Here is a 19693-nt window from a genome sequence, read left to right as displayed (position 1 = left end):
GCGCGTCGTGCCTCGTACGAGTTACGGCGTCAACTCCGCTTCCACCTCGTGGGCAGGACGCGCGGTGCCGCTCCGCCGGTGCCGGCTCAGCCCGCTCTGAGCGCCATCGTCATCGCCTCCACGGCGAGCAGCGGCGCCACGTTGCGGTCGAGGGCGTCGCGGCAGGCGGCGATCGCGTCGAGGCGGCGGAGCGTGGCCTCCGGGGAGCTGCCGCGGGCGAGGCGCTCCAGGGCGTCCTCTGCGTCCGCGTTGGCGATGGCCACGCGGGAGCCGAGCTGGAGGGCGAGGACGTCGCGGTAGAAGGACGTGAGGTCGGTCAGGGCGAGGTCGAGGCTGTCGCGCTGCGTGCGCGTTCGGCGGCGCTTCTGCTTGTCCTCCAGGTCCTTCATCACACCCGCCGTACCGCGCGGCATGCGGCCGCCCTGGGACGCGCCGAGCGCGGCCTTCAGCTCCTCGGTCTCCTTGGAGTCCGTCTCCTCGGCGAGCTGCTTGGCGTCCTCGGCGGCCGCGTCGACGAGCTCCTGGGCGGCCTTGAGCGCACTGCCGATCTCGTCCACCCGCAGCGGCAGCCTCAGCACCGCGGCACGGCGCTCGCGCGCGGCCGGGTCCGTGGCCAGGCGGCGGGCGCGCTCGACATGGCCCTGGGTCGCGCGGGCCGCCGCGGCGGCGACGTCCGGCTCGATGCCCTCACGGCGTACGAGCATGTCGGCCACGGCGTCGACCGACGGCGTGCTCAGGTTCAGGTGGCGGCAGCGGGAGCGGATCGTCGGCAGGACGTCCTCGATGGAGGGGGCGCACAGCAGCCAGACCGTACGCGGGGCGGGCTCCTCCACCGCCTTGAGGACGGCGTTGGCCGACTTCTCGTTCAGCCGCTCGGCGTCCTCGACGAGGATGATCTGCCAGCGGCCGTTCGCCGGTGACGTGAACGACTTGCGGACGGTGTCGCGCATGTCGTCGGCGAGGATCTGCGAGCCGACCGCGGCGACGGTGGTGACGTCGGCGTGTGTGCCGATCAGGGCCGTGTGACATCCGTCGCAGAAGCCGCAGCCCGGGGAGCCGCCGAGAGCGCGGTCGGGGCTGACGCACTGCAAGGCCGCCGCGAACGCCCGCGCCGCCTGGTTCCGGCCGGCCCCGGGCGGGCCCGTGAACAGCCAGGCGTGCGTCATCTTCGACGCCTCGGGCGGGGGAACGTCGGTTCCGGCCACGGTGACCAGGGCGTCGGCGTCCCGGGCGGCGGCGTCCAGCTGCGCGCTCACCCTCTCCTGCCCGACGAGGTCGTCCCACACGGTCATGGGTCACGCCGCCCTTTCGTCACGTTCCACGGTGTGAGGTCCATTGTGGGGGTGACCACTGACAACGGCTGCCCTCGCCGCCTGGTCCCGCCGGACGGGACCAGGTCTCGCGGGGCTGGCGTCGGCATCTCGCGGGCCTGGCGCCGGCATCTCGCAGGTCCGGCGCAGGCGTCTCGCAGGTCGGCGGAGGCGTTCCGCAAGTCGGGCCCGGGTCCGACTCCCGCGTCGGCCCGGGCCCTCAGTCGCACCGCCGGAGGCCTCAGCGGCCCCGGCCGCCCTTCCCCCGGCGTCCCCGCCCGTCGTCCGGCTCCTCCTCGTGCGGTCCGAGCAGCTCGTCCGCCAGGGACGGCAGGTCGTCCAGCGGCGTCTCCTCGGCCCAGTCGGAACGCCGGCGGGGCCGGCCCTCGGCGTCGACCTGGGGCATCTCCCGCGTACGGTCCGTGCCGTCGGGCCGGGCGGCCGGGGCGTCCTCCCGGAAGTACCCGGGCGGAACCCGGTCCGCCGGATCGTCCTCCCGTACGGGCGGCAGCACGGCCGTCTCCTCGGCGTCCTCCGGCCGGACGGGGGGCAGCACGGCCGTCTCGTCGCCCGCACCCGGCGGAACCGGCGGCTTGGGCAGCTCGGCCGTCACCTCGGCGTCGGACCCGCCGGAGGTCCGGCCACCCCGGCCCTGCTCCTCGTCCCGCACCGGGCGCAGCACGGTCGTGTCGTCCCCTGCGCCGCCCGGTTTCACCACTGGCGTCGGCACCGTCGCCGCGTCCTGAGCGGCGGCCGTCGAACCTGAGGCACCCCGCGGCGCGGAGCTCTTCGGACCGGACTCCGCGGCAGCGGCCGCCGCCTCCGCCAGACGCCGGGCCTCCTCGGCCCGCAGCAGGGCCGCCTCGGCCTTGCGCTGCTTCTCCAGGCGGAGCGCCTCGGCCTCGGCGCGCAGCCGGGCCTCTTCCTCGGCCTGCTGGCGGCGGCGTTCCTCCTCGGCCTTGCGCCGGGCTTCCTCCTCGGCGCGGGCCTTCTCCTCCGCGAGGAGCCGAGCCCGCTCCTCCTCGGCCTTCTTCCGCGCTTCCTCGGCCCGCCGACGAGCCTCCTCCGCCTGCCGCTCGGCCTCGCGCCGCTGCGCCTCTTCCAGCTCGCGCCGCTTGCGCTCCTCCTCCTCGGCACGCAGCCGGGCGAGCTGCTCCTGGCGCTCACGCTCCAGGCGCTCTTCCTCGGCCTTGCGGGCAGCCTCTTCCTCGGCCTTCCGGCGGGCCTCCTCCTCGGCCTTCTTCCGTGCCTCCTCCTGAGCCTTGATCTCGGCCTCGGACAGCGGCAGCACCTGGTCGAGCCGGTGCCGGATGACGGTCGTGACGGCCTCGGGCTCCTGGCCGGCGTCCACCACCAGGTACCGCCCGGCGTCGGCCGCGGCCAGGGTCAGGAAACCGGCCCGCACGCGCGCGTGGAACTCGGCCGGCTCCGACTCCAGGCGGTCGGGCGCCTCGGTGAACCGCTCGCGCGCGGTCTCCGGCGCGACGTCCAGCAGGACGGTCAGATGCGGCACCAGTCCGTTCGTGGCCCAGCGGTTGATCCGGGCGATCTCGGTCGGCGACAGGTCGCGGCCCGCGCCCTGGTAGGCGACGGAGGAGTCGATGTACCGGTCGGAGATGACGACCGCGCCGCGCTCCAGGGCTGGCCGTACGACGGTGTCGATGTGCTCGGCCCGGTCGGCCGCGTACAGCAGGGCCTCCGCGCGGTGCGACAGCCCCTCGCTCGACACGTCCAGCAGGATCGACCGCAGCCGCTTGCCCACCGGCGTCGCCCCCGGCTCGCGCGTGAGCACGACCTCGTGGCCCTTGCCGCGGATCCACTCGGCGAGCGCCTCGGCCTGCGTGGACTTCCCGGCCCCGTCGCCGCCCTCCAGGGCGATGAAGAAACCGGAGGCGGCGGGCGCCTGCTCCGGGTCGTCACCGCGCAACAGCGCGTCGCGCAGGTCCTGACGCAGCGGGACTCCGGAACGGTCGTCGACCTTGGCCAGTACCAGTGCGGCCACCGGCAGCAGCAGGGCGCCGGCCAGCATCAGTGTGAAGGCCGCGCCGCCGTGCGCGAAGACGAACTTGCCGCTTTCCAGCCGGTGCGGCCCGATCCCCGCCGCCACCGCCGGGGCGATCACCGCGCCGAGCGCCACGCAGACGCGGACGACCGCGTGCAGGTGCTCCGTCGTACGGGACCGCCGGTATTCCTCGGTCTCCTGGTCGAGCAGGGTGTGCCCGGTGTTGGCGGACATGCCCGCGCCGACGCCGGCCAGCGCGAGGATCAGCAGCACGCTGGTGACGTCCGGGACGAGCCCGGCGGCCAGCAGCGCGACACCGGTGAAGGCGATGGCCAGCGCGAGCAGCCGGCGGCGCGACAGGGCGGGCAGCAGCGAGGACGCCGTACGGATGCCGACGACGACGCCGCCGGTCAGCGCGGCCACGAACAGCCCGTAGAGCACCGGGCCGCCGCCCAGGTCCTTGGCGTGCAGCACGGCCACGGCGACGGCGGCGGACACCGCGGCGGCGACGGCCGCGCAGGCCAGCACCAGCAGCGGCATCACACCGGTGCGGCCCTTGTCGGCGCCGGTGCCGGTCTTCGGGCGGCGCAGCCCCTCGAGCGGCGACCGCGCGCGGGGGGTACGCGTGGCGGGCAGTTCCAGGAAGGTCAGCACGGACAGGGAGGCGGCGAACAGCCCTGCCGCGACGTAGGAGGCGAGGGCCGCCTGGTGCTGGGCGAACCAGTCGATGCCGGTGCCCAGCAGATTGTTGAACAGGGCCGCGACGACAAGGGCGACGGCCGCGAGCGGGATCGAGACGAAGCCGGTGCGCAGCGACAGACGGCGCAGGGTGTCCATGTGGTCGGGCAGCGGCCGTACCGTCGCGCCTTCCGGCGGCGGGGGCGGCAGCAGCGCGGGGGCCGCGCTCTCGCGGCACACCGTCCAGAACCGCTCGGCGACTCCGGTCACGAAGGCCGTGACAAGGAGAATGGCCAGCGCGTCATCGGGGGTCCAGTCGATCCACAGCGGGGCGACGATGAGCAGCGCCGCGCGCAGTCCGTCCGCGCCCACCATGGTCCAGCGGCGGTCCAGCGGGCCGTCCTGTGAGGTGAGCGCGGTGAGCGGCCCGAGGAGCACGGCGCCGAACAGGAGCGTCGCCAGGATGCGCACCCCGAAAACGGTCGCCACTGCGAACGCCACGCCTCGGTAGCCGCCCCCGAACGAGCCCTCGGCGACGGCCGTTTGGAGGGCGAGGACGACCAGCACGAGTAGGGCCAGGGTGTCGCCCACGCCGCCCACGAGCTGTGCGCTCCACAACCGCTTCAACTGCGGACGGCGCAGCAGGGCGCGGACGGCACGCTCGCGGGAGTCCGCGACCAGGGCGTCGTCGGGGGCTGGCTGAGAGGCCGTTGGATGCTCGGCTCGCGTCATGCATTCAGCCTATCGGGAGCCACCGACACGCTGTGATGCCCGGCCTGGCATGAGCACGCCCCGACACCGAAGTGTTGCCGGGGCGTTCGCTTTCCGAACCCTGGGCGAAGATCCGGACCCTGACAGTCCGGATACCGGACGGGCCCGACGCGAATCCCGAACGGGCGCGCGACTCCGAAACCGATCCCGCGCGAATCCCGAACGGGCACACGCGACTCCGGAACTGATCCCGCGCGAATCCTGAACGGTTCCGACGAATCCCGAACCGGTCCCGCACGACTCCCCGCGCAGATCCCGCGCGACTCCCCGCGCAGATCCCGCGCGACTCCCCGCGCAGATCCCGCGCGAGTCCTCGCGCAGATCCCGAACCGGCCCTGAACGGGCCTCAGTCCTCCGCCGGCTCCGAGGCGGTCACCGTCTTGGCGGCCGTCTTCTTCGCGGTGGTGGTCTTCTTGGCCGTCGTCTTCTTCGCGGTCGTGGTCTTCTTCGCCGCGGTCTTCTTGGCCGTTGTCGTCTTCTTCGCCGGAGCCTTCTTGGCCGCCTTCTTCGCGGTCTTCTTCGCCGGCGCCTTCGCGCGCTTCTCGGCGAGCAGCTCGAAGCCGCGCTCCGGGGTGATCTCCTCGACGCTGTCGCCGGAGCGCAGGGTCGCGTTGGTCTCCCCGTCGGTGACGTACGGCCCGAAGCGGCCGTCCTTGACGACGACCGGCTTCTCGCTCACCGGGTCCGTGCCCAGCTCCTTCAGCGGCGGCTTGGCGGCCGCCCGGCCACGCTGCTTCGGCTGGGCGTAGATCGCCAGCGCCTCTTCCAGCGTGATCGTGAAGAGCTGCTCCTCGGACTGGAGCGAGCGCGAGTCCGTGCCCTTCTTCAGATACGGGCCGTAGCGGCCGTTCTGCGCGGTGATCTCCTGGCCCTCGGCGTCGGCGCCGACGACGCGCGGCAGCGACATGAGCTTCAGGGCGTCGTCGAGGGTCACCGTGTCCAGCGACATCGACTTGAACAGGGACGCCGTGCGCGGCTTGACCGCGTTCTTGCCCGTCTTCGGGGTGCCCTCGGGGAGGATCTCCGTCACGTACGGGCCGTAACGGCCGTCCTTGGCGACGATCGTGTGGCCGGTGGCCGGGTCCGTGCCCAGTTCGTAGTCGCCGCTCGGCTTGGCGAGCAGCTCCTCCGCGAGGTCGACGGTCAGCTCGTCCGGCGCCAGGTCGTCGGGGATGTCGGCGCGCTGATGCTGCTCGGTGTCCTTCTCGCCGCGCTCGATGTACGGGCCGTAGCGGCCGACCCGCAGCACGATGTCGTTGCCCACGGGGAACGACGACACCTCGCGCGCGTCGATCGCGCCCAGGTCCGTCACCAGCTCCTTGAGGCCACCGAGGTGGTCCCCGTCGCCGTTGCCGGCGTCGGCGGCACCGCCCCCGCCTGTGCCCTCGCCGAAGTAGAACCGCTTCAGCCACGGCACGGACTGCGCCTCACCGCGGGCGATGCGGTCGAGGTCGTCCTCCATCTTGGCGGTGAAGTCGTAGTCGACGAGCCGCCCGAAGTGCTTCTCCAGGAGGTTGACCACGGCGAAGGACAGGAAGGACGGCACCAGGGCCGTGCCCTTCTTGAACACATAGCCGCGGTCCAGGATCGTGCCGATGATCGACGCGTACGTCGACGGGCGGCCGATCTCGCGCTCTTCCAGCTCCTTGACGAGGGAGGCCTCGGTGTAGCGGGCCGGGGGCTTGGTGGCGTGCCCGTCGACCGTGATCTCCTCGGCGCTCAGGGCGTCGCCCTCGGAGACCTGGGGCAGCCGGCGCTCGCGGTCGTCGAGCTCGGCGTTCGGGTCGTCGGCGCCTTCGACGTAGGCCTTGAGGAAGCCGTGGAAGGTGATCGTCTTGCCGGACGCGCTGAACTCGACGTCCCGGCCGTCGGCCGCCGTGCCGCCGATCTTCACCGTGACGCTGTTGCCGGTCGCGTCCTTCATCTGGGAGGCGACAGTCCGCTTCCAGATCAGCTCGTACAGCTTGAACTGGTCACCGGTCAGTCCGGTCTCGGCGGGAGTGCGGAAACGATCACCCGAGGGGCGGATCGCCTCGTGGGCCTCCTGCGCGTTCTTGACCTTCCCGGCGTACGTCCTCGGCTGCGGCGGCAGGTAGTCGGCGCCGTACAGCTGCGTGACCTGGGCGCGGGCGGCGGCGACCGCGGTGTCGCTCAGGGTCGTGGAGTCCGTACGCATGTACGTGATGTAGCCGTTCTCGTACAGCTTCTGGGCGATCTGCATGGTCGCCTTCGCGCCGAAGCCGAGCTTGCGGCTCGCCTCCTGCTGCAACGTCGTCGTACGGAACGGGGCGTACGGCGAGCGGCGGTACGGCTTGGACTCGACGGACCGGACCGCGAAGCTCGTGTTCTCCAGGGCGGCGGCCAGGGCGCGGGCGTTCGCCTCGTCGAGGTGGAGGGTGTTCGCGCTCTTCAGTTGTCCCAGGGAGTCGAAGTCGCGGCCCTGCGCGACCCGCCTGCCGTCGACGGTCTGGAGGCGCGCGACCAGCGACGACGGGTCCGACTGGTCTCCCGCGCGGCCGGTCGCAAAGGTGCCCGTCAGGTCCCAGTACTCAGCCGAACGAAAGGCGATGCGCTCGCGTTCCCGCTCCACGACGAGTCGTGTGGCGACCGACTGGACACGGCCCGCGGACAGCCGCGGCATGACCTTCTTCCACAGGACCGGCGAGACCTCGTAGCCGTAGAGGCGGTCGAGGATGCGGCGGGTCTCCTGGGCGTCGACGAGCTTCTGGTTCAGCTCGCGCGGGTTGGCCACGGCGGCCTGGATCGCGGCCTTGGTGATCTCGTGGAAGACCATCCGCTTGACCGGGACCTTGGGCTTGAGGACCTCCTGGAGGTGCCAGGCGATGGCCTCGCCCTCGCGGTCCTCATCGGTGGCGAGGAAGAGCTCGTCGGAGTCCTTCAGCAGGTCCTTGAGCTTCTTGACCTGCGCCTTCTTATCAGCGTTGACCACATAGATCGGCTGGAAGTCGTGTTCGACGTCCACACCGAGGCGGCGGACCTCGCCGGTGTACTTGTCGGGCACCTCGGCGGCGCCGTTGGGAAGGTCGCGGATGTGCCCGACGCTCGCCTCGACTACGTAGCCGGGGCCCAGGTAGCCCTTGATCGTCTTCGCCTTGGCAGGCGACTCGACGATGACGAGTCGGCGGCCGCCCTGTGCGGTCTCGCTGGTCGGGGACAACTTCGCTCTTCTCTCCGGTCGACGCTGGGGCCTCCCCAGGGTTCGTCTCCCGGGGTCGGGTCGTGGTGACGCTGCGGAGTGTGACGGTACATCCCGCCCCCGTGTCAAACGGGGAAAGCCCGCAACGGCCACTCGAACGGTAACCCGACTACCACCGTTCCTGCCGCCCGGAGTGCCCGGAGCAGGCCCGGGTCGATGCGGAGTGCAACCTCCCGGTTACCCACGGGAGCCTCACCGGCACGGGCTTCAGAGGCGGGTGAAGCACCAGGTTCCGGCCGCCAGGGCGAGCAGCGCGACGACGCTCGCGAGGGTCGCCGATGCGACCGGGCTCACACCTTGGGCGACAGGCTGGTGCTGGCGCACGCGCGTCACGGTCCAGGCCAGCAGTCCGCCTCCGAACAGGGAGAACACCGCTCCCGCGAAGATCGCCGGTTCGCTCTCCATCGCTCGCCGCGCCCCTTTTCTCCTGTCCGCGTCTCCCCAGCCAACGGAGGCTGACACGCGTGGGCGGCGGGCAGGCGAACCGGAGGTGAACGCCGGGGCGACACAGCTGCGGATCGGGGACGTCCGGGCCCTCACGGACCGTTTCGGACGAGGTGTTCAAATCGACTCGAATTTTATTGACGGGTCTCCTCACCGAGGGCCTGTGAGAGTTGAACACGGGATGGGGGGTGCGCTGAGTGACCCGTGGGGCAGGCGTGGTGCACGGCCGCCCCGCGGAAGTCCTGCCGGGCGCCCCCTCGGATGTGGTGCACGAGCGGGCCTCTCGGCAGGCGCCCCTGCCGAGTCCCTCAGCGGACCGGCTCCAGGAACCCCTGCTCGACGAGCAGCCGGATCTGCGCCGGAGTGCGGTCGCGCAGCAGCACCGGGTCCTCGCCGATCAGCTGGGCGATGGCGTCGAGGATGCGGCCGGCGCTCATCGTGCCGTCGCACACGCCCGCGAAGCCGGCGCCGACCGTGTCCACCCGGGTGGCCCGGCGCATGCCGCGGTTCTGGCGCAGCACGACATGCTCGGGATCCTCCGCGCCGGGCAGCCCGACCTGTTCCTGCACGACCTCGGCGCCGAGCCGGAAGTGTGCTTCGAGCAGGGCGGCGTCGTCGTGGTCGCGCAGGTAGTCGAGCCGGTCGAAGTGGGCCCGGATGGCGTCCCCGAGCGGCTGCTCGACCGGATGCGGCCACTCCTCCGCCGTGACGGAGGGCACGGCGGCGCCCGTCCTGCGCAGGGTGATCCAGCCGAAGCCGACCGCCTTCACCTTGCGCGCCTCGAACTCGTCGAGCCAGGCGTCGTACCGCGCCTGGTACTCCGCCACGTCCTCGCGGTGGTCGCCCGCGTCCCGCAGCCACAGCTCGGCGTACTGGTTGACGTCCTGCACCTCGCGCTGCACGACCCACGCGTCACAGCCCCGAGGCACCCATGACCTGAGCCGCTCCTGCCAGTCCTCCCCTTCCACGTGCTGCCAGTTGGCGAGGAACTGCGCGAACCCGCCCTCGTTCAGCCGCTCCCCCGCCTCCTGAACGAGCGTGCGGCACAGATCGTCCCCGCCCATCCCGCCGTCGCGGTAGGTGAGCCGTGCGCCGGGAGAGATCACGAACGGCGGGTTCGAGACGATCAGGTCGTACTTCTCGTCGTCCCGCACCGGCTCGAAGAGGGAGCCCTCGCGCAGATCGGCGGCCGGGGTGCCGGACAGCGCCAGCGTGAGGGCGGTGATGTGCAGCGCGCGCGGGTTGAGGTCGGTGGCGGTCACGCGCGTGGCGTGCTGCGCGGCGTGCAGCGCCTGGATACCGGAGCCGGTGCCGAGGTCGAGCGCGGCGGCGACGGGGGTACGGACGGTGATGCCGGCGAGCGTCGTCGAGGCGCCGCCGACTCCCAGGACGACTCCCTCGTCACGCCGGCCGATCCCGCCGGCGCCGCCGACCGCGCAGCCCAGGTCCGAGACGATGAACCAGTCCTCGCCACCGGGCCCGCCGTAAGGCCGTACGTCCACGGCGGCGGCGAGTTCGTCGCCGGCGCGCGTCAGCCAGCCGCTCTCCAGGCACGCCTCGACGGGCAGGACGTCCACCACGCGCGCGTGCGGCACGGGCTGCTGAAGGAGGAACAGCCGGACGAGCAACTCCAGCGGCGTGTCCCCGCGGGTCGCCCGGAGCGCGGGCACGGTCTCGCTCCGGGCCAGGGCCGCGTACGCGGGGGCGCCGAGCAGTTCGAGCAGCCCGTCGGCGGTGAAGGAGGCTCCGAGCAGGGCGTCCCGGAGCCGGGCGGCGACATCGGGACGGTCGGAGGAGGGCAGCGGGGACAGGGGTGACTGGCTGGCGTTACTCACGCCCCCCATTGTGTCCGCAGGCGCCGGTATCGCGAGTGCCCGTGCCGGGCAACGGGCGCGGCTCGGCGGACCGGCCCGGCAGTCGCACTCGGCTCAGCGGCGGACCGGCCCGGCAGTCACCCTCAGCTCAGCGGCGGACCGGCCCGGCAGTCACCCTCAGCTCAGCGGCGGACCGGCCCGGCAGTCACCCTCAGCTCAGCGGCGGACCGGCCCGACCGTCACTTCCGGCTCAACTGTCCCGTCGGCCCCAAGAAGGCTCGTTGCTCAGCTCTGGGTCGCCGGCGCCGTGGCCGCCTTGCAGCTGTCCTGCCGGGCCATCGCCTGGCCGACCTCGCCCTCCTCCAGGGTCCGGAGCGCGTCGTTCCCGCTCTTGCCGAGCTTGTCGAGCTCGGTGGCGATGTCCTTGAGGCCGTCCGCGAACTTGCCCTGGTCCTTGGTGTCGAGCGCGTCGACCTGCTTCTTCAGGGAGGCGTACGAGGTGGAGATCGTGTTGAGCTCCTTGACGGCGTCCTGCTGCTTCTTCTCGCCGTTCTCGACGTCCGGTGCCCCGGCCTTGGTCACCGCGGCCCCGATGGCCTTGTAGGCGTCGGACATGTCCTGGAAGGCCTTGGCGTCGGTCTTCTGGACGTCCTCCGGCTTGCTGTTGTCCGAGGTCTCCTTCTGGATCGAGGCATTGGCCGACTCGATCTTCTTGGCCTGCGGCTGTACGGCGTCGCAGACCTGCTTGGCCCAGGAGTCCAGCTTCTCGTTGTCGTCGCCGCCGCAACCCGACAGCGCCAGTACCAGTACCGCACCGCCGGACAGTGCGGCCGCGAGCTTCTTGTTCACCGGTTTGGTCCCTTCCATGGCTCTCGGCCCCGGAACATACACGCCGGATGCACGGCACCCGCACGCCGAGAGTCTATTAAGACCTTTTTGTAACCTTTTGCACCAAGCGAGAGAAGCCTCACGACGCGGTGGTGCAAACGCACAGAGCGGGCGGGCGACGCGTCAACGCGCGCCGCCCGCCCGCACCTTGAGCTGGGGCTTGGACGACCTCCCTACGAAACCACCGCCGGGTCTGCCGACTTGGGTTCCGGTTCGGCGTTGTCTTCGTCACCCATGGCGATTCCGCGCCGCTTTGACACGTACACCGCACCGGCGATGACGACGAACGCGAGGGCCGCGATCAGGATTCGTACTCCGATGCTCTTGTCCGGGCCGTAGGAAAACTTGATCACCGCGGGCGCGATGAGCAGCGACACCAGGTTCATGACCTTCAGCAGCGGGTTGATCGCGGGACCGGCGGTGTCCTTGAAGGGGTCGCCGACGGTGTCGCCGATCACGGTCGCCGCATGGGCCTCACTGCCCTTGCCTCCGTGGTGGCCGTCCTCGACGAGCTTCTTGGCGTTGTCCCAGGCGCCACCGGAGTTGGCCAGGAACACCGCCATCAGCGTGCCCGCGCCGATCGCGCCGGCCAGGAACGCGCCGAGCGGGCCGACCCCGAGCGTGAACCCGATGAAGATGGGCGCCATCACGGCGAGCAGACCGGGCGTGGCGAGCTCGCGCAAGGCGTCCTTGGTGCAGATGTCGACGACCTTGCCGTACTCCGGTTTCTCCGTGTAGTCCATGATCCCGGGCCGCTCGCGGAACTGCCGCCGCACTTCGAAGACCACGGCACCGGCCGACCGCGACACGGCGTTGATCGCCAGCCCCGAGAAGAGGAAGACGACCGCCGCACCCGCGATGAGACCCACGAGGTTGTTGGGCTGCGAGATGTCCATCATCAGGCTCAGCGGCGCCCCCGCCCCGGACAACTGCTCGCCCACGTCTCGGGCTCCGGTGAAGATCGCGTCCCGGTACGACCCGAACAGCGCCGCCGCCGCGAGCACGGCCGTGGCGATCGCGATGCCCTTGGTGATCGCCTTGGTGGTGTTGCCGACCGCGTCCAGGTTCGTGAGCACCTGCGCGCCCGCGCCCTGGACGTCGCCGGACATCTCCGCGATGCCCTGCGCGTTGTCGGAGACCGGCCCGAAGGTGTCCATCGCGACGATCACGCCGACCGTGGTGAGCAGGCCGGTGCCCGCCAGCGCCACCGCGAACAGCGCCAGCATGATCGACGTGCCGCCGAGCAGGAACGCCCCGTACACGCCGAGGCCGATCAACAGGGCGGTGTAGACGGCGGATTCGAGACCCACGGAGATACCGGCGAGGACGACGGTGGCCGGGCCGGTGAGCGAGGTCTTGCCGATGTCCCGGACGGGACGCCGGGTGGTCTCGGTGAAGTAGCCGGTCAGTTGCTGGATCAGGGCGGCGAGCACGATGCCGATGGCCACCGCCACGAGCGCGAGGATCCGGGGGTCGCCGTCCTTGCCGGTGATCGCCGCGTCCGTCACGCCGTCCAGGTCCGAGTACTTCCCGGGCAGGTAGACGAAGACGGCCACGGCCACCAGCACGAGCGAGATCACCGCGGAGATGAAGAAGCCGCGGTTGATGGCGCTCATGCCGCTGCGGTCGGCCCGCCTCGGCGCCACCGCGAAGATGCCGATCATGGCGGTGATCACCCCGATCGCCGGCACGAGCAGCGGGAAGCCGAGCCCGGCGTCGCCGAAGGCCGCCGAGCCCAGGATCAGCGCGGCGACCAGGGTCACGGCGTACGACTCGAAGAGGTCGGCCGCCATGCCCGCACAGTCGCCGACGTTGTCGCCCACGTTGTCGGCGATGGTCGCGGCATTGCGCGGGTCGTCCTCCGGAATGCCTTGTTCGACCTTGCCGACCAGGTCGGCGCCGACGTCGGCGGCCTTGGTGAAGATGCCGCCGCCGACACGCATGAACATCGCGATCAGCGCGGCCCCGAGGCCGAAGCCCTCGAGCACCTTCGGCGCGTCGGCCGCGTACACCAGCACCACGCAGGAGGCGCCCAGCAGGCCGAGGCCCACCGTGAACATGCCGACGACGCCACCCGTGCGAAATGCGATCTTCATCGCTTTGTGCGAGACGGCGGTGAGATCCTTTTCCGGCTCGCCTTCCGCCGGTGTCGCTTCACGCGCCGCCGCCGCGACACGCACATTGCTGCGTACGGCGAGCCACATGCCGATATAGCCGGTGGCCGCCGAGAACGCCGCTCCGATCAGGAAGAACACCGACCGACCGGCACGCTGATTCCAGTCGTCCGCGGGCAGCAGCATGAGCAGGAAGAACACGACCACGGCGAATACGCCGAGCGTGCGCAGCTGACGTGCCAGATAGGCGTTCGCGCCTTCCTGGATCGCCACCGCGATCTTCTTCATGCTGTCGGTGCCCTCGCCGGCCGCGAGTACCTGGCGCACCAGGACGCCCGCGACCACGAGTGCCGCCAGCGCGACGACCGCGATGACCACGACGAGAACGCGGTTGTCATCGGTCAGTACGGCGGCTGCGAGGTCTGTGGGATGGCCCGACTGTGGTGAGTTGAAAAGCCCCGCCATTCGTCCTCCTTGACGCTTGGGCTGAGCTCAAGATGTGGACGGGATTGTAGGTACCGGAACCTGATCAAAACAGAGCGCGATAAGTGGAATTGGCCTTCTGAGGTAATGCCCTGAAAGCATTCTCGGACTGCCGTGGAGCATGCGAATGATCGTGAACGAATTCACGCGAGGAACGGCACAGGAACTACTGTAAAGGCGACCACTGACACCCGCACATGACGAAGGGCCCCACGGGTGTGGGGCCCTCCGTCAAGAACGGTGTGCGCGGTGGCTTGTCAGGCCAGGATGGTCGGCGGCGGGGTGGTCGGCCAGGTCATCTTGATCGACCCGCCGTGCTCCCCCGCGCTGACCTCGACGTCGTCGACGAGTCCGCTGATGACCGCGAGGCCCATCTCGTCCTCCTCGGCCTCGCCGTCGGGGTCGCCGGGTCCGGCGCCTGTGCGCTCGCCGGGGACCGCGTGCGGGGCCTCGTCGCCGACCTCGATGGAGAACTGTTTCTCCTCCTCGATCAGCAGCACCTTCACCGGTGCCGAGATCCCGCCGGTCTGGTGCAGTCCGACGGCCCGCGTACAGGCCTCGCCGACGGCGAGCCTGACCTCGTCGAGGACGGCCTCGTCCACTCCGGCCCTGCGCGCCACCGCGGCCGCCACCAGCCGGGCGGTCCTGACGTGCTCGGGCAGCGCGCTGAAGCGGAGCTCAACGGTGGCCATGCATCCCCCTCGCAACTACGGGCGTGCTGTCGAGAGGCTCCGGGCCGCCGAAAAGCCCGGGCCCCCTCGGTCTTCACTTCTGCCGAACTCTTGCCGCGACTTCGGCCGGCCCGGGCACGAGGCCCGGGTCCGGCGGTCAGTCGGTCGCCGCCACCGCTTCCTCGACCGAGGTGTGAATGGGGAACACCTTGGTGAGGCCGGTGATGCGGAAGATCTTCAGAATGCGCTCCTGGTTGCAGACCAGGCGCAGTGAGCCCTCATGGGCCCGCACACGCTTCAGGCCGCCGACCAGCACGCCGAGCCCGGTGGAGTCGAGGAAGTCCACGCCCTCCATGTCGACGACAAGGTGGAAACTGCCGTCGTTCACCAGCTCGACCAACTGCTCGCGCAGCTTGGGCGCGGTATATACGTCGATTTCGCCACCGACCCTGACGATCGTGCGATCGCCCATGGTCTCGGTCGACAGGGACAGGTCCACGGATCCTCCAGCACCTTGCTATCGAGCGGTCGCCCTTGGGGCACCTCGGCTTCGTCCCCTGGACGGTTCGCCAGCCGCGATGGCATTCAATCACTTACGGGCAGGCGTGCACGACGCCTTGGCTCCATTGTCCGTCACGCCAGTGACACACTCGGTGCCGATGGCCAAGAATCACCGATCCGATCGACCCCCGACGGACCCCGCCTCCCGACCCGCGCCGGGCGCGGTCCTGGACCGCCTCGCGTCCGGTCCGAGCAGGGCTTCGCGCATTACTCATACGGAGCACTTGCCCCCGCGCGAGGGTCGGCATGCCGTCTGGCCGGACCGGATCCGCGCGGAGGTCGTGGCGGCCGTGCGGGCCGCGGGCATCGAGCATCCCTGGGCCCATCAGGCGCGTGCGGCGGAGCACGCGCTGGACGGCGAATCGGTCGTCGTCGCCACCGGCACGGCCTCCGGCAAGTCCCTGGCCTACCTCGCGCCGGTCCTTTCCACCCTCCTGGACGGCGCCGAGGCCCCGAACGGCCGCGGCGCGACCGCCCTCTACCTGGCCCCCACCAAGGCTCTTGCGGCGGATCAGTGCCGCTCCGTGAAGGAACTTTCACATCCGTTGGGCCATTCGGTACGCACCGCCGTGTACGACGGCGACACTCCGTTCGAGGAGCGCGAGTGGATCCGCCAGTACGCCAACTACGTCCTGACCAACCCGGACATGCTGCACCGCGGCATCCTGCCGTCCCACACCCGCTGGTCCTCCTTCCTGAAGTCGCTGAAGTACGTCGTCGTCGACGAGTGCCACACCTACCGCGGCGTCTTCGGCTCGCACGTCGCCCAGGTGCTGCGCCGGCTGCGCCGCCTGTGCGCCCGCTACGGCGCCTCGCCGGTGTTCCTGCTGGCCTCCGCCACCGCCGCCGAGCCCGCGGTGGCCGCCCGCCGCCTCACCGGCCTGCCGGTGGTGGAGGTCGCCGACGACGCCTCCCCGCGCGGTGAACTGGTGTTCGCCCTCTGGGAACCGCCGCTGACCGAGCTGCACGGCGAGAAGGGCGCTCCCGTCCGCCGTACGGCCACCGCCGAGGCCGCCGACCTGCTCACCGACCTCACCGTGCAGGGCGTGCGCTCGGTCGCCTTCGTACGGTCCCGGCGGGGTGCCGAGCTGATCTCCGTCATCTCCCAGGAGCGACTGGCCGAGGTCGACCGGTCACTGGCCCGGCGTGTCGCGGCGTACCGGGGCGGCTATCTCCCGGAGGAGCGCCGCGCACTCGAACGCGCCCTCCATTCGGGTGAACTGCTGGGCCTCGCCGCGACGAACGCCCTCGAACTCGGCATCGACATCTCCGGCCTGGACGCGGTCGTCATCGCCGGCTATCCGGGCACACGCGCCTCCCTGTGGCAGCAGGCGGGCCGGGCCGGACGGTCCGGGCAGGGGGCGCTGGCCGTCCTGGTCGCGCGTGACGACCCGCTGGACACCTTCCTCGTCCACCACCCGGAGGCCCTGTTCGACCAGCCCGTCGAGTCGACGGTCCTCGACCCCGACAACCCCTACGTGCTGGCCCCGCACCTGTGCGCGGCCGCCGAGGAGTTGCCCCTGACGGACGAGGACCTGGACCTGTTCGGCCCGGCCTGCGAGGACCTCCTCCCCCAGCTCGAGGCCGCCAAGCTGCTGCGCCGCCGCACCAGGGCCTGGCACTGGACCCGGCGAGAGCGGGCCGCCGACCTGACCGACATCCGCGGTGAGGGCGGGCGCCCGATCCAGGTCGTCGAGACCGGCACGGGCCGGCTGCTCGGCACGGTCGACGCCGGCGCCGCGCACTCGACCGTCCACGAGGGAGCGGTCCACCTCCACCAGGGCCGCACGTACCTGGTGCGGTCACTGGACCTGGAGGACTCCGTCGCCCTCGTCGAGGAAGCCGCCCCGCCGTACTCCACGGTCGCCCGCGACACGACGTCGATCTCCGTGCTGGAGACGGACGTCGAGGTCCCCTGGGGCGACGGCCGCCTGTGCTACGGCTCCGTCGAGGTCACCAACCAGGTCGTCTCCTTCCTCCGCAGACGGCTCATGACCGGTGAGGTGCTGGGCGAGACGAAACTCGACCTCCCTCCTCGTACGCTGCGCACCCGGGCCGTGTGGTGGACCGTCACCGAGGACCAGCTCGACCGCGCCCGGATCAACCCGGAGATCCTCGGCGGCTCCCTGCACGCCGCCGAGCACGCGTCGATCGGCCTGCTGCCCCTCTTCGCGACCTGCGACCGCTGGGACATCGGCGGCGTGTCGATCCCGCTCCATCCCGACACGCTCCTGCCCACGGTCTTCGTCTACGACGGCCACCCCGGCGGCGCTGGCTTCGCGGAGCGCGCCTTCCACACCGCCCGCACCTGGCTGACCGCCACCCGCCAGGCCATCGCCTCCTGCGAGTGCGACGCCGGCTGCCCGTCCTGCATCCAGTCCCCCAAATGCGGCAACGGCAACGACCCGCTGCACAAGAGGGGGGCGGTACGGCTCCTCACGGTGCTGCTGGAGGGCGCTCCCGAGGAGAAGGAGACGCGGGAGCAGCCGCCGGGAGGCCCAGGAGAGCCGTCAGAGCACCCGCCCGGGCCCTGAAGCCCCCGCCGCCGGAAGACCACCAACGGGAGCCGCCGGGAGGTCAGGAGGGGCACTCCAGCACCCGCCCGGGCCAGGTCCTCGCCCACAGGAGACCCAGAGGAGCCACCGCGAGGCCCAGGAAAGACGCCAAGCACCCGCCCGGGCCAGGTCCTCGCCCACAGGAGACCCAGACAAGCCACCGCGAGGCCCAGGAAAGACGCCAAGCACCCGCCCGGGCCCAGAACGCTCCCCACAGACGAGAGACCCAAGGGAGCCGCACCACCCGGGCCTCTGCCTCTCCCCGGGCCTACGGAAGACCCAACGGGGCCACCGGAGGCCCCGCCCGCGCCCTGACCTCCGCCTTGAACGGCCCCCGGCCCGACGCCGCCGTCACGTCGGAGATCTCCCCGACGATCTCGCACCGCACGAGCCGGACGCCCTGTGCCCGGGCCACCCGGGCGGCCCGGGCGCACGCCGCCATGCCGCCCTCGGCCCAGTGGTCCGCCGCCGCGAGCGCCGCGAGATCGGCACCGCCCGCCGCACGGTGCCGGACAACCACGGCCTGCCCCAGCGCGAGGACGATGCCGAACACCACGCACAGGACGGCGATCGCCCCGACACTCCAGACGGTGGCGGACCCCTGGTCCGAAGCGGCACCACTCACCCGTCGACACCTCCTGTCCCGCCGCCCCCGGCCCCGGCGCCGCACCTCACACCGCCGTCTCACCTGCCCACCCCCACCGTCTCCTCCACCGACGCCACGGCCTCCTCCCGTACGGCGAAGGACAGGCCGCGCAGCACCGGCGGCTCGGCCACGACGACCACCCGGACGTGTTCCGCGCCCCGGTTGACGGTCACCTTCGCGCCGGGCGGTGCCGCCTCGCGGGTTAGTCGCACGACCGCGTCGGGCGGGTCCTGCCGGGCCGCCGCGCGGGCGCCCGTCCGTGCCGCGTCCACGCACTGGATCTGTGCGGCCACGACCAGCAACCCCCACACCAGCGCCATCGCGAACATCACCAGCACGGGCAGCACCACGGCCGACTCCGCCGTGACGAACCCCCGGTCCGCGCCCCGCTCACATCCGCGCATTGAGGGCGTCCTTCACGATGTTCTGGAGCTCCGCGCTGACCGCACCGCTCGTGATGACCTTGTAGAGCACCACCGCGAACGCCACCGCCGCGACGATTCCCATCGCGTATCCGATGGGTGAGAACTCACCGATGGCTGCTGAGGAAGCCCCCAGGGCGTTGTCACTGGGGGCAAGGGGGGAGCGGCTAGGCAGGAAGCCGGACGCCGTGGATCACGTCCGGCCCGACGTCTATGCCCAGCGTGGCCAGTCCGGCAGCACGCCGACGCTCATGGGTGACGCGCGCGTATTCGGCCCGTTCGTGGGCCAGGAAGTACGGCCGGATCAGACGGACGTCTTCGCCCCTCAGCGGCTCCGGGGCAGCGTTGTACGCCGCGTACGGGCTCCGGGGCAGCGGGGACGCTGTGGGCACTGCGGGAACCGCTTCGGGCTCCGTGTGCACGGGCCGGTGCTTACCCTTCCCGGGCAGCACGACGGCAAGGAAGATGCGAAGGCATGCCAAGAGGGCATGCGCGATAGAGTTGCGCACGGCGACAGCTCTCCTAAGTGGTGTCGTCCGGGCCTCGGGAGTGTTACCAGCACTCGCCGGGGCCGCCTTGTTTTGTTGTGTGACGAACGCTAGCACTCGGTGCCGACAAGCACGAGGTAAAGCCCCGCCCATGCGCCACAGGGGGACGTGCGCACGGACGGGGCTCATCCGGTCCGCTCAAGGGTCGGCGTCAGCGAACCGGGGTCAGAGTGCGTCGGTCGTTCGGGTGGCCGTAGATCATGTGCGTGTGCATGAGTCGCACGATCGTTCCGGCCGTCGTCTTGCTGCGCGTTGTGATTGCTGCGGTCACACCTTCACGCAGCCTTGCGCACACTGGGCAGGTGTCGGGGTCGACCGGTCCAAGTCGGGGAGTCCGAAGATCAAGAAACAGGTTCAGCACTCCGTTCCCCCCTTCTTGACTCGGCACTCAGGCAGTGCGCACGGTGCACCGGAACCGGGTGGGAGGTAGACGACGCCGGAACGTACGTCCAGTGCTCCGCCGTACTCCGTCCACCAGCCTTCCGGAGAGTCCGCGTACGGGCCGGAAGGGTCGTCTGTGAGGCTGACTAACTCCGGGTCCGGTAAGACGCTTAGACGGGCGCTGACGC

The 19693-nt window shown here is 71.3% G+C and carries 13 protein-coding genes and 1 pseudogene; 1 reads left to right on the top strand and 13 read right to left on the bottom strand.

Annotation, left to right across the window (positions count from 1 at the left end; all coding sequences use genetic code 11):
* Positions 1-86 precede the first annotated feature (86 nt).
* The 9 genes from QC385_RS33625 to bldG form a co-directional block, all read right to left on the bottom strand.
* Positions 87-1292: a DNA polymerase III subunit delta' gene (locus QC385_RS33625; protein WP_279545142.1), complete on the bottom strand. Its 1206-nt coding sequence runs from the start codon at positions 1290-1292 to the stop codon at positions 87-89.
* A 259-nt stretch (positions 1293-1551) separates the two neighbouring features.
* The gene (tmk, locus tag QC385_RS33620; protein WP_279545141.1) at positions 1552-4722 is read right to left on the bottom strand and encodes a dTMP kinase; all 3171 of its coding nucleotides are present in this window, start codon (positions 4720-4722) and stop codon (positions 1552-1554) included.
* Positions 4723-5107: 385 nt separating this feature from the next.
* Positions 5108-7939 (bottom strand): type I DNA topoisomerase, encoded by a 2832-nt coding sequence (gene topA / locus QC385_RS33615; RefSeq protein WP_279545140.1) that lies wholly within the window; start codon positions 7937-7939, stop codon positions 5108-5110.
* 246 nt (positions 7940-8185) lie between these two features.
* Complete coding sequence (locus tag QC385_RS33610) at positions 8186-8383, bottom strand: hypothetical protein (RefSeq protein WP_279545139.1); 198 nt, start codon at positions 8381-8383, stop codon at positions 8186-8188.
* 347 nt (positions 8384-8730) lie between these two features.
* Positions 8731-10266: a class I SAM-dependent methyltransferase gene (locus tag QC385_RS33605; protein WP_279545138.1), complete on the bottom strand. Its 1536-nt coding sequence runs from the start codon at positions 10264-10266 to the stop codon at positions 8731-8733.
* Positions 10267-10521: 255 nt separating this feature from the next.
* Complete coding sequence (locus QC385_RS33600) at positions 10522-11103, bottom strand: small secreted protein (RefSeq protein ID WP_279545137.1); 582 nt, start codon at positions 11101-11103, stop codon at positions 10522-10524.
* A gap of 194 nt (positions 11104-11297) precedes the next feature.
* Positions 11298-13703, bottom strand: a complete 2406-nt coding sequence (locus QC385_RS33595; RefSeq protein WP_279545136.1) for a sodium-translocating pyrophosphatase — start codon at positions 13701-13703, stop codon at positions 11298-11300.
* 275 nt (positions 13704-13978) lie between these two features.
* Positions 13979-14413 (bottom strand): ATP-binding protein, encoded by a 435-nt coding sequence (locus QC385_RS33590; protein ID WP_279545135.1) that lies wholly within the window; start codon positions 14411-14413, stop codon positions 13979-13981.
* A gap of 136 nt (positions 14414-14549) precedes the next feature.
* Entirely contained in the window at positions 14550-14891 is a 342-nt protein-coding gene (gene bldG, locus QC385_RS33585; protein WP_003991900.1) for an anti-sigma factor antagonist BldG, read from the bottom strand.
* Positions 14892-14970: 79 nt separating this feature from the next.
* Between bldG and QC385_RS33580 the strand changes: the two genes are divergently transcribed.
* On the top strand, positions 14971-17487 hold the full coding sequence (locus tag QC385_RS33580; protein ID WP_279545134.1) for a DEAD/DEAH box helicase: 2517 nt from the start codon (positions 14971-14973) through the stop codon (positions 17485-17487).
* 289 nt (positions 17488-17776) lie between these two features.
* On the opposite strand, the gene QC385_RS33575 is transcribed toward QC385_RS33580, so the two are convergent.
* The 4 genes and pseudogenes from QC385_RS33575 to QC385_RS33560 form a co-directional block, all read right to left on the bottom strand.
* Complete coding sequence (locus QC385_RS33575) at positions 17777-18133, bottom strand: Rv3654c family TadE-like protein (protein ID WP_279545133.1); 357 nt, start codon at positions 18131-18133, stop codon at positions 17777-17779.
* Between the two features lie 59 nt (positions 18134-18192).
* Complete coding sequence (locus tag QC385_RS33570) at positions 18193-18558, bottom strand: TadE family type IV pilus minor pilin (RefSeq protein ID WP_279545132.1); 366 nt, start codon at positions 18556-18558, stop codon at positions 18193-18195.
* Positions 18545-18667, bottom strand: a pseudogene (locus QC385_RS33565) (DUF4244 domain-containing protein); the annotation flags it as partial. The gene QC385_RS33570 and the pseudogene QC385_RS33565, both read right to left, overlap by 14 nt.
* A 76-nt stretch (positions 18668-18743) precedes the next feature.
* Positions 18744-18998 carry a hypothetical protein gene (locus QC385_RS33560; RefSeq protein WP_279545131.1) on the bottom strand — a complete coding sequence of 85 codons (255 nt, stop codon included), beginning with the start codon at positions 18996-18998 and terminating at the stop codon, positions 18744-18746.
* Positions 18999-19693 lie beyond the last annotated feature (695 nt).

It is taken from the genome of Streptomyces sp. DH10, assembly GCF_029813805.1.
In the GTDB taxonomy this organism is placed as follows: Bacteria; Actinomycetota; Actinomycetes; order Streptomycetales; family Streptomycetaceae; genus Streptomyces; species Streptomyces coeruleofuscus.
The sequence above is the reverse complement of the archived record's forward strand: the minus strand, read 5'-3'. Positions and strand labels throughout refer to the sequence as shown.

Bases quoted from the DNA above. Each gene is read 5' to 3' on its own strand.
- QC385_RS33625 (WP_279545142.1), bottom strand. From the start codon at position 1,292: ATGACCGTGTGGGACGACCTCGTCGGGCAGGAGAGGGTGAGCGCGCAG.
- tmk (WP_279545141.1), bottom strand. From the start codon at position 4,722: ATGACGCGAGCCGAGCATCCAACGGCCTCTCAGCCAGCCCCCGACGAC.
- QC385_RS33610 (WP_279545139.1), bottom strand. From the start codon at position 8,383: ATGGAGAGCGAACCGGCGATCTTCGCGGGAGCGGTGTTCTCCCTGTTC.
- QC385_RS33605 (WP_279545138.1), bottom strand. From the start codon at position 10,266: ATGGGGGGCGTGAGTAACGCCAGCCAGTCACCCCTGTCCCCGCTGCCC.
- QC385_RS33600 (WP_279545137.1), bottom strand. From the start codon at position 11,103: ATGGAAGGGACCAAACCGGTGAACAAGAAGCTCGCGGCCGCACTGTCC.
- QC385_RS33595 (WP_279545136.1), bottom strand. From the start codon at position 13,703: ATGGCGGGGCTTTTCAACTCACCACAGTCGGGCCATCCCACAGACCTC.
- QC385_RS33590 (WP_279545135.1), bottom strand. From the start codon at position 14,413: ATGGCCACCGTTGAGCTCCGCTTCAGCGCGCTGCCCGAGCACGTCAGG.
- QC385_RS33580 (WP_279545134.1), top strand. From the start codon at position 14,971: ATGGCATTCAATCACTTACGGGCAGGCGTGCACGACGCCTTGGCTCCA.
- QC385_RS33570 (WP_279545132.1), bottom strand. From the start codon at position 18,558: ATGCGCGGATGTGAGCGGGGCGCGGACCGGGGGTTCGTCACGGCGGAG.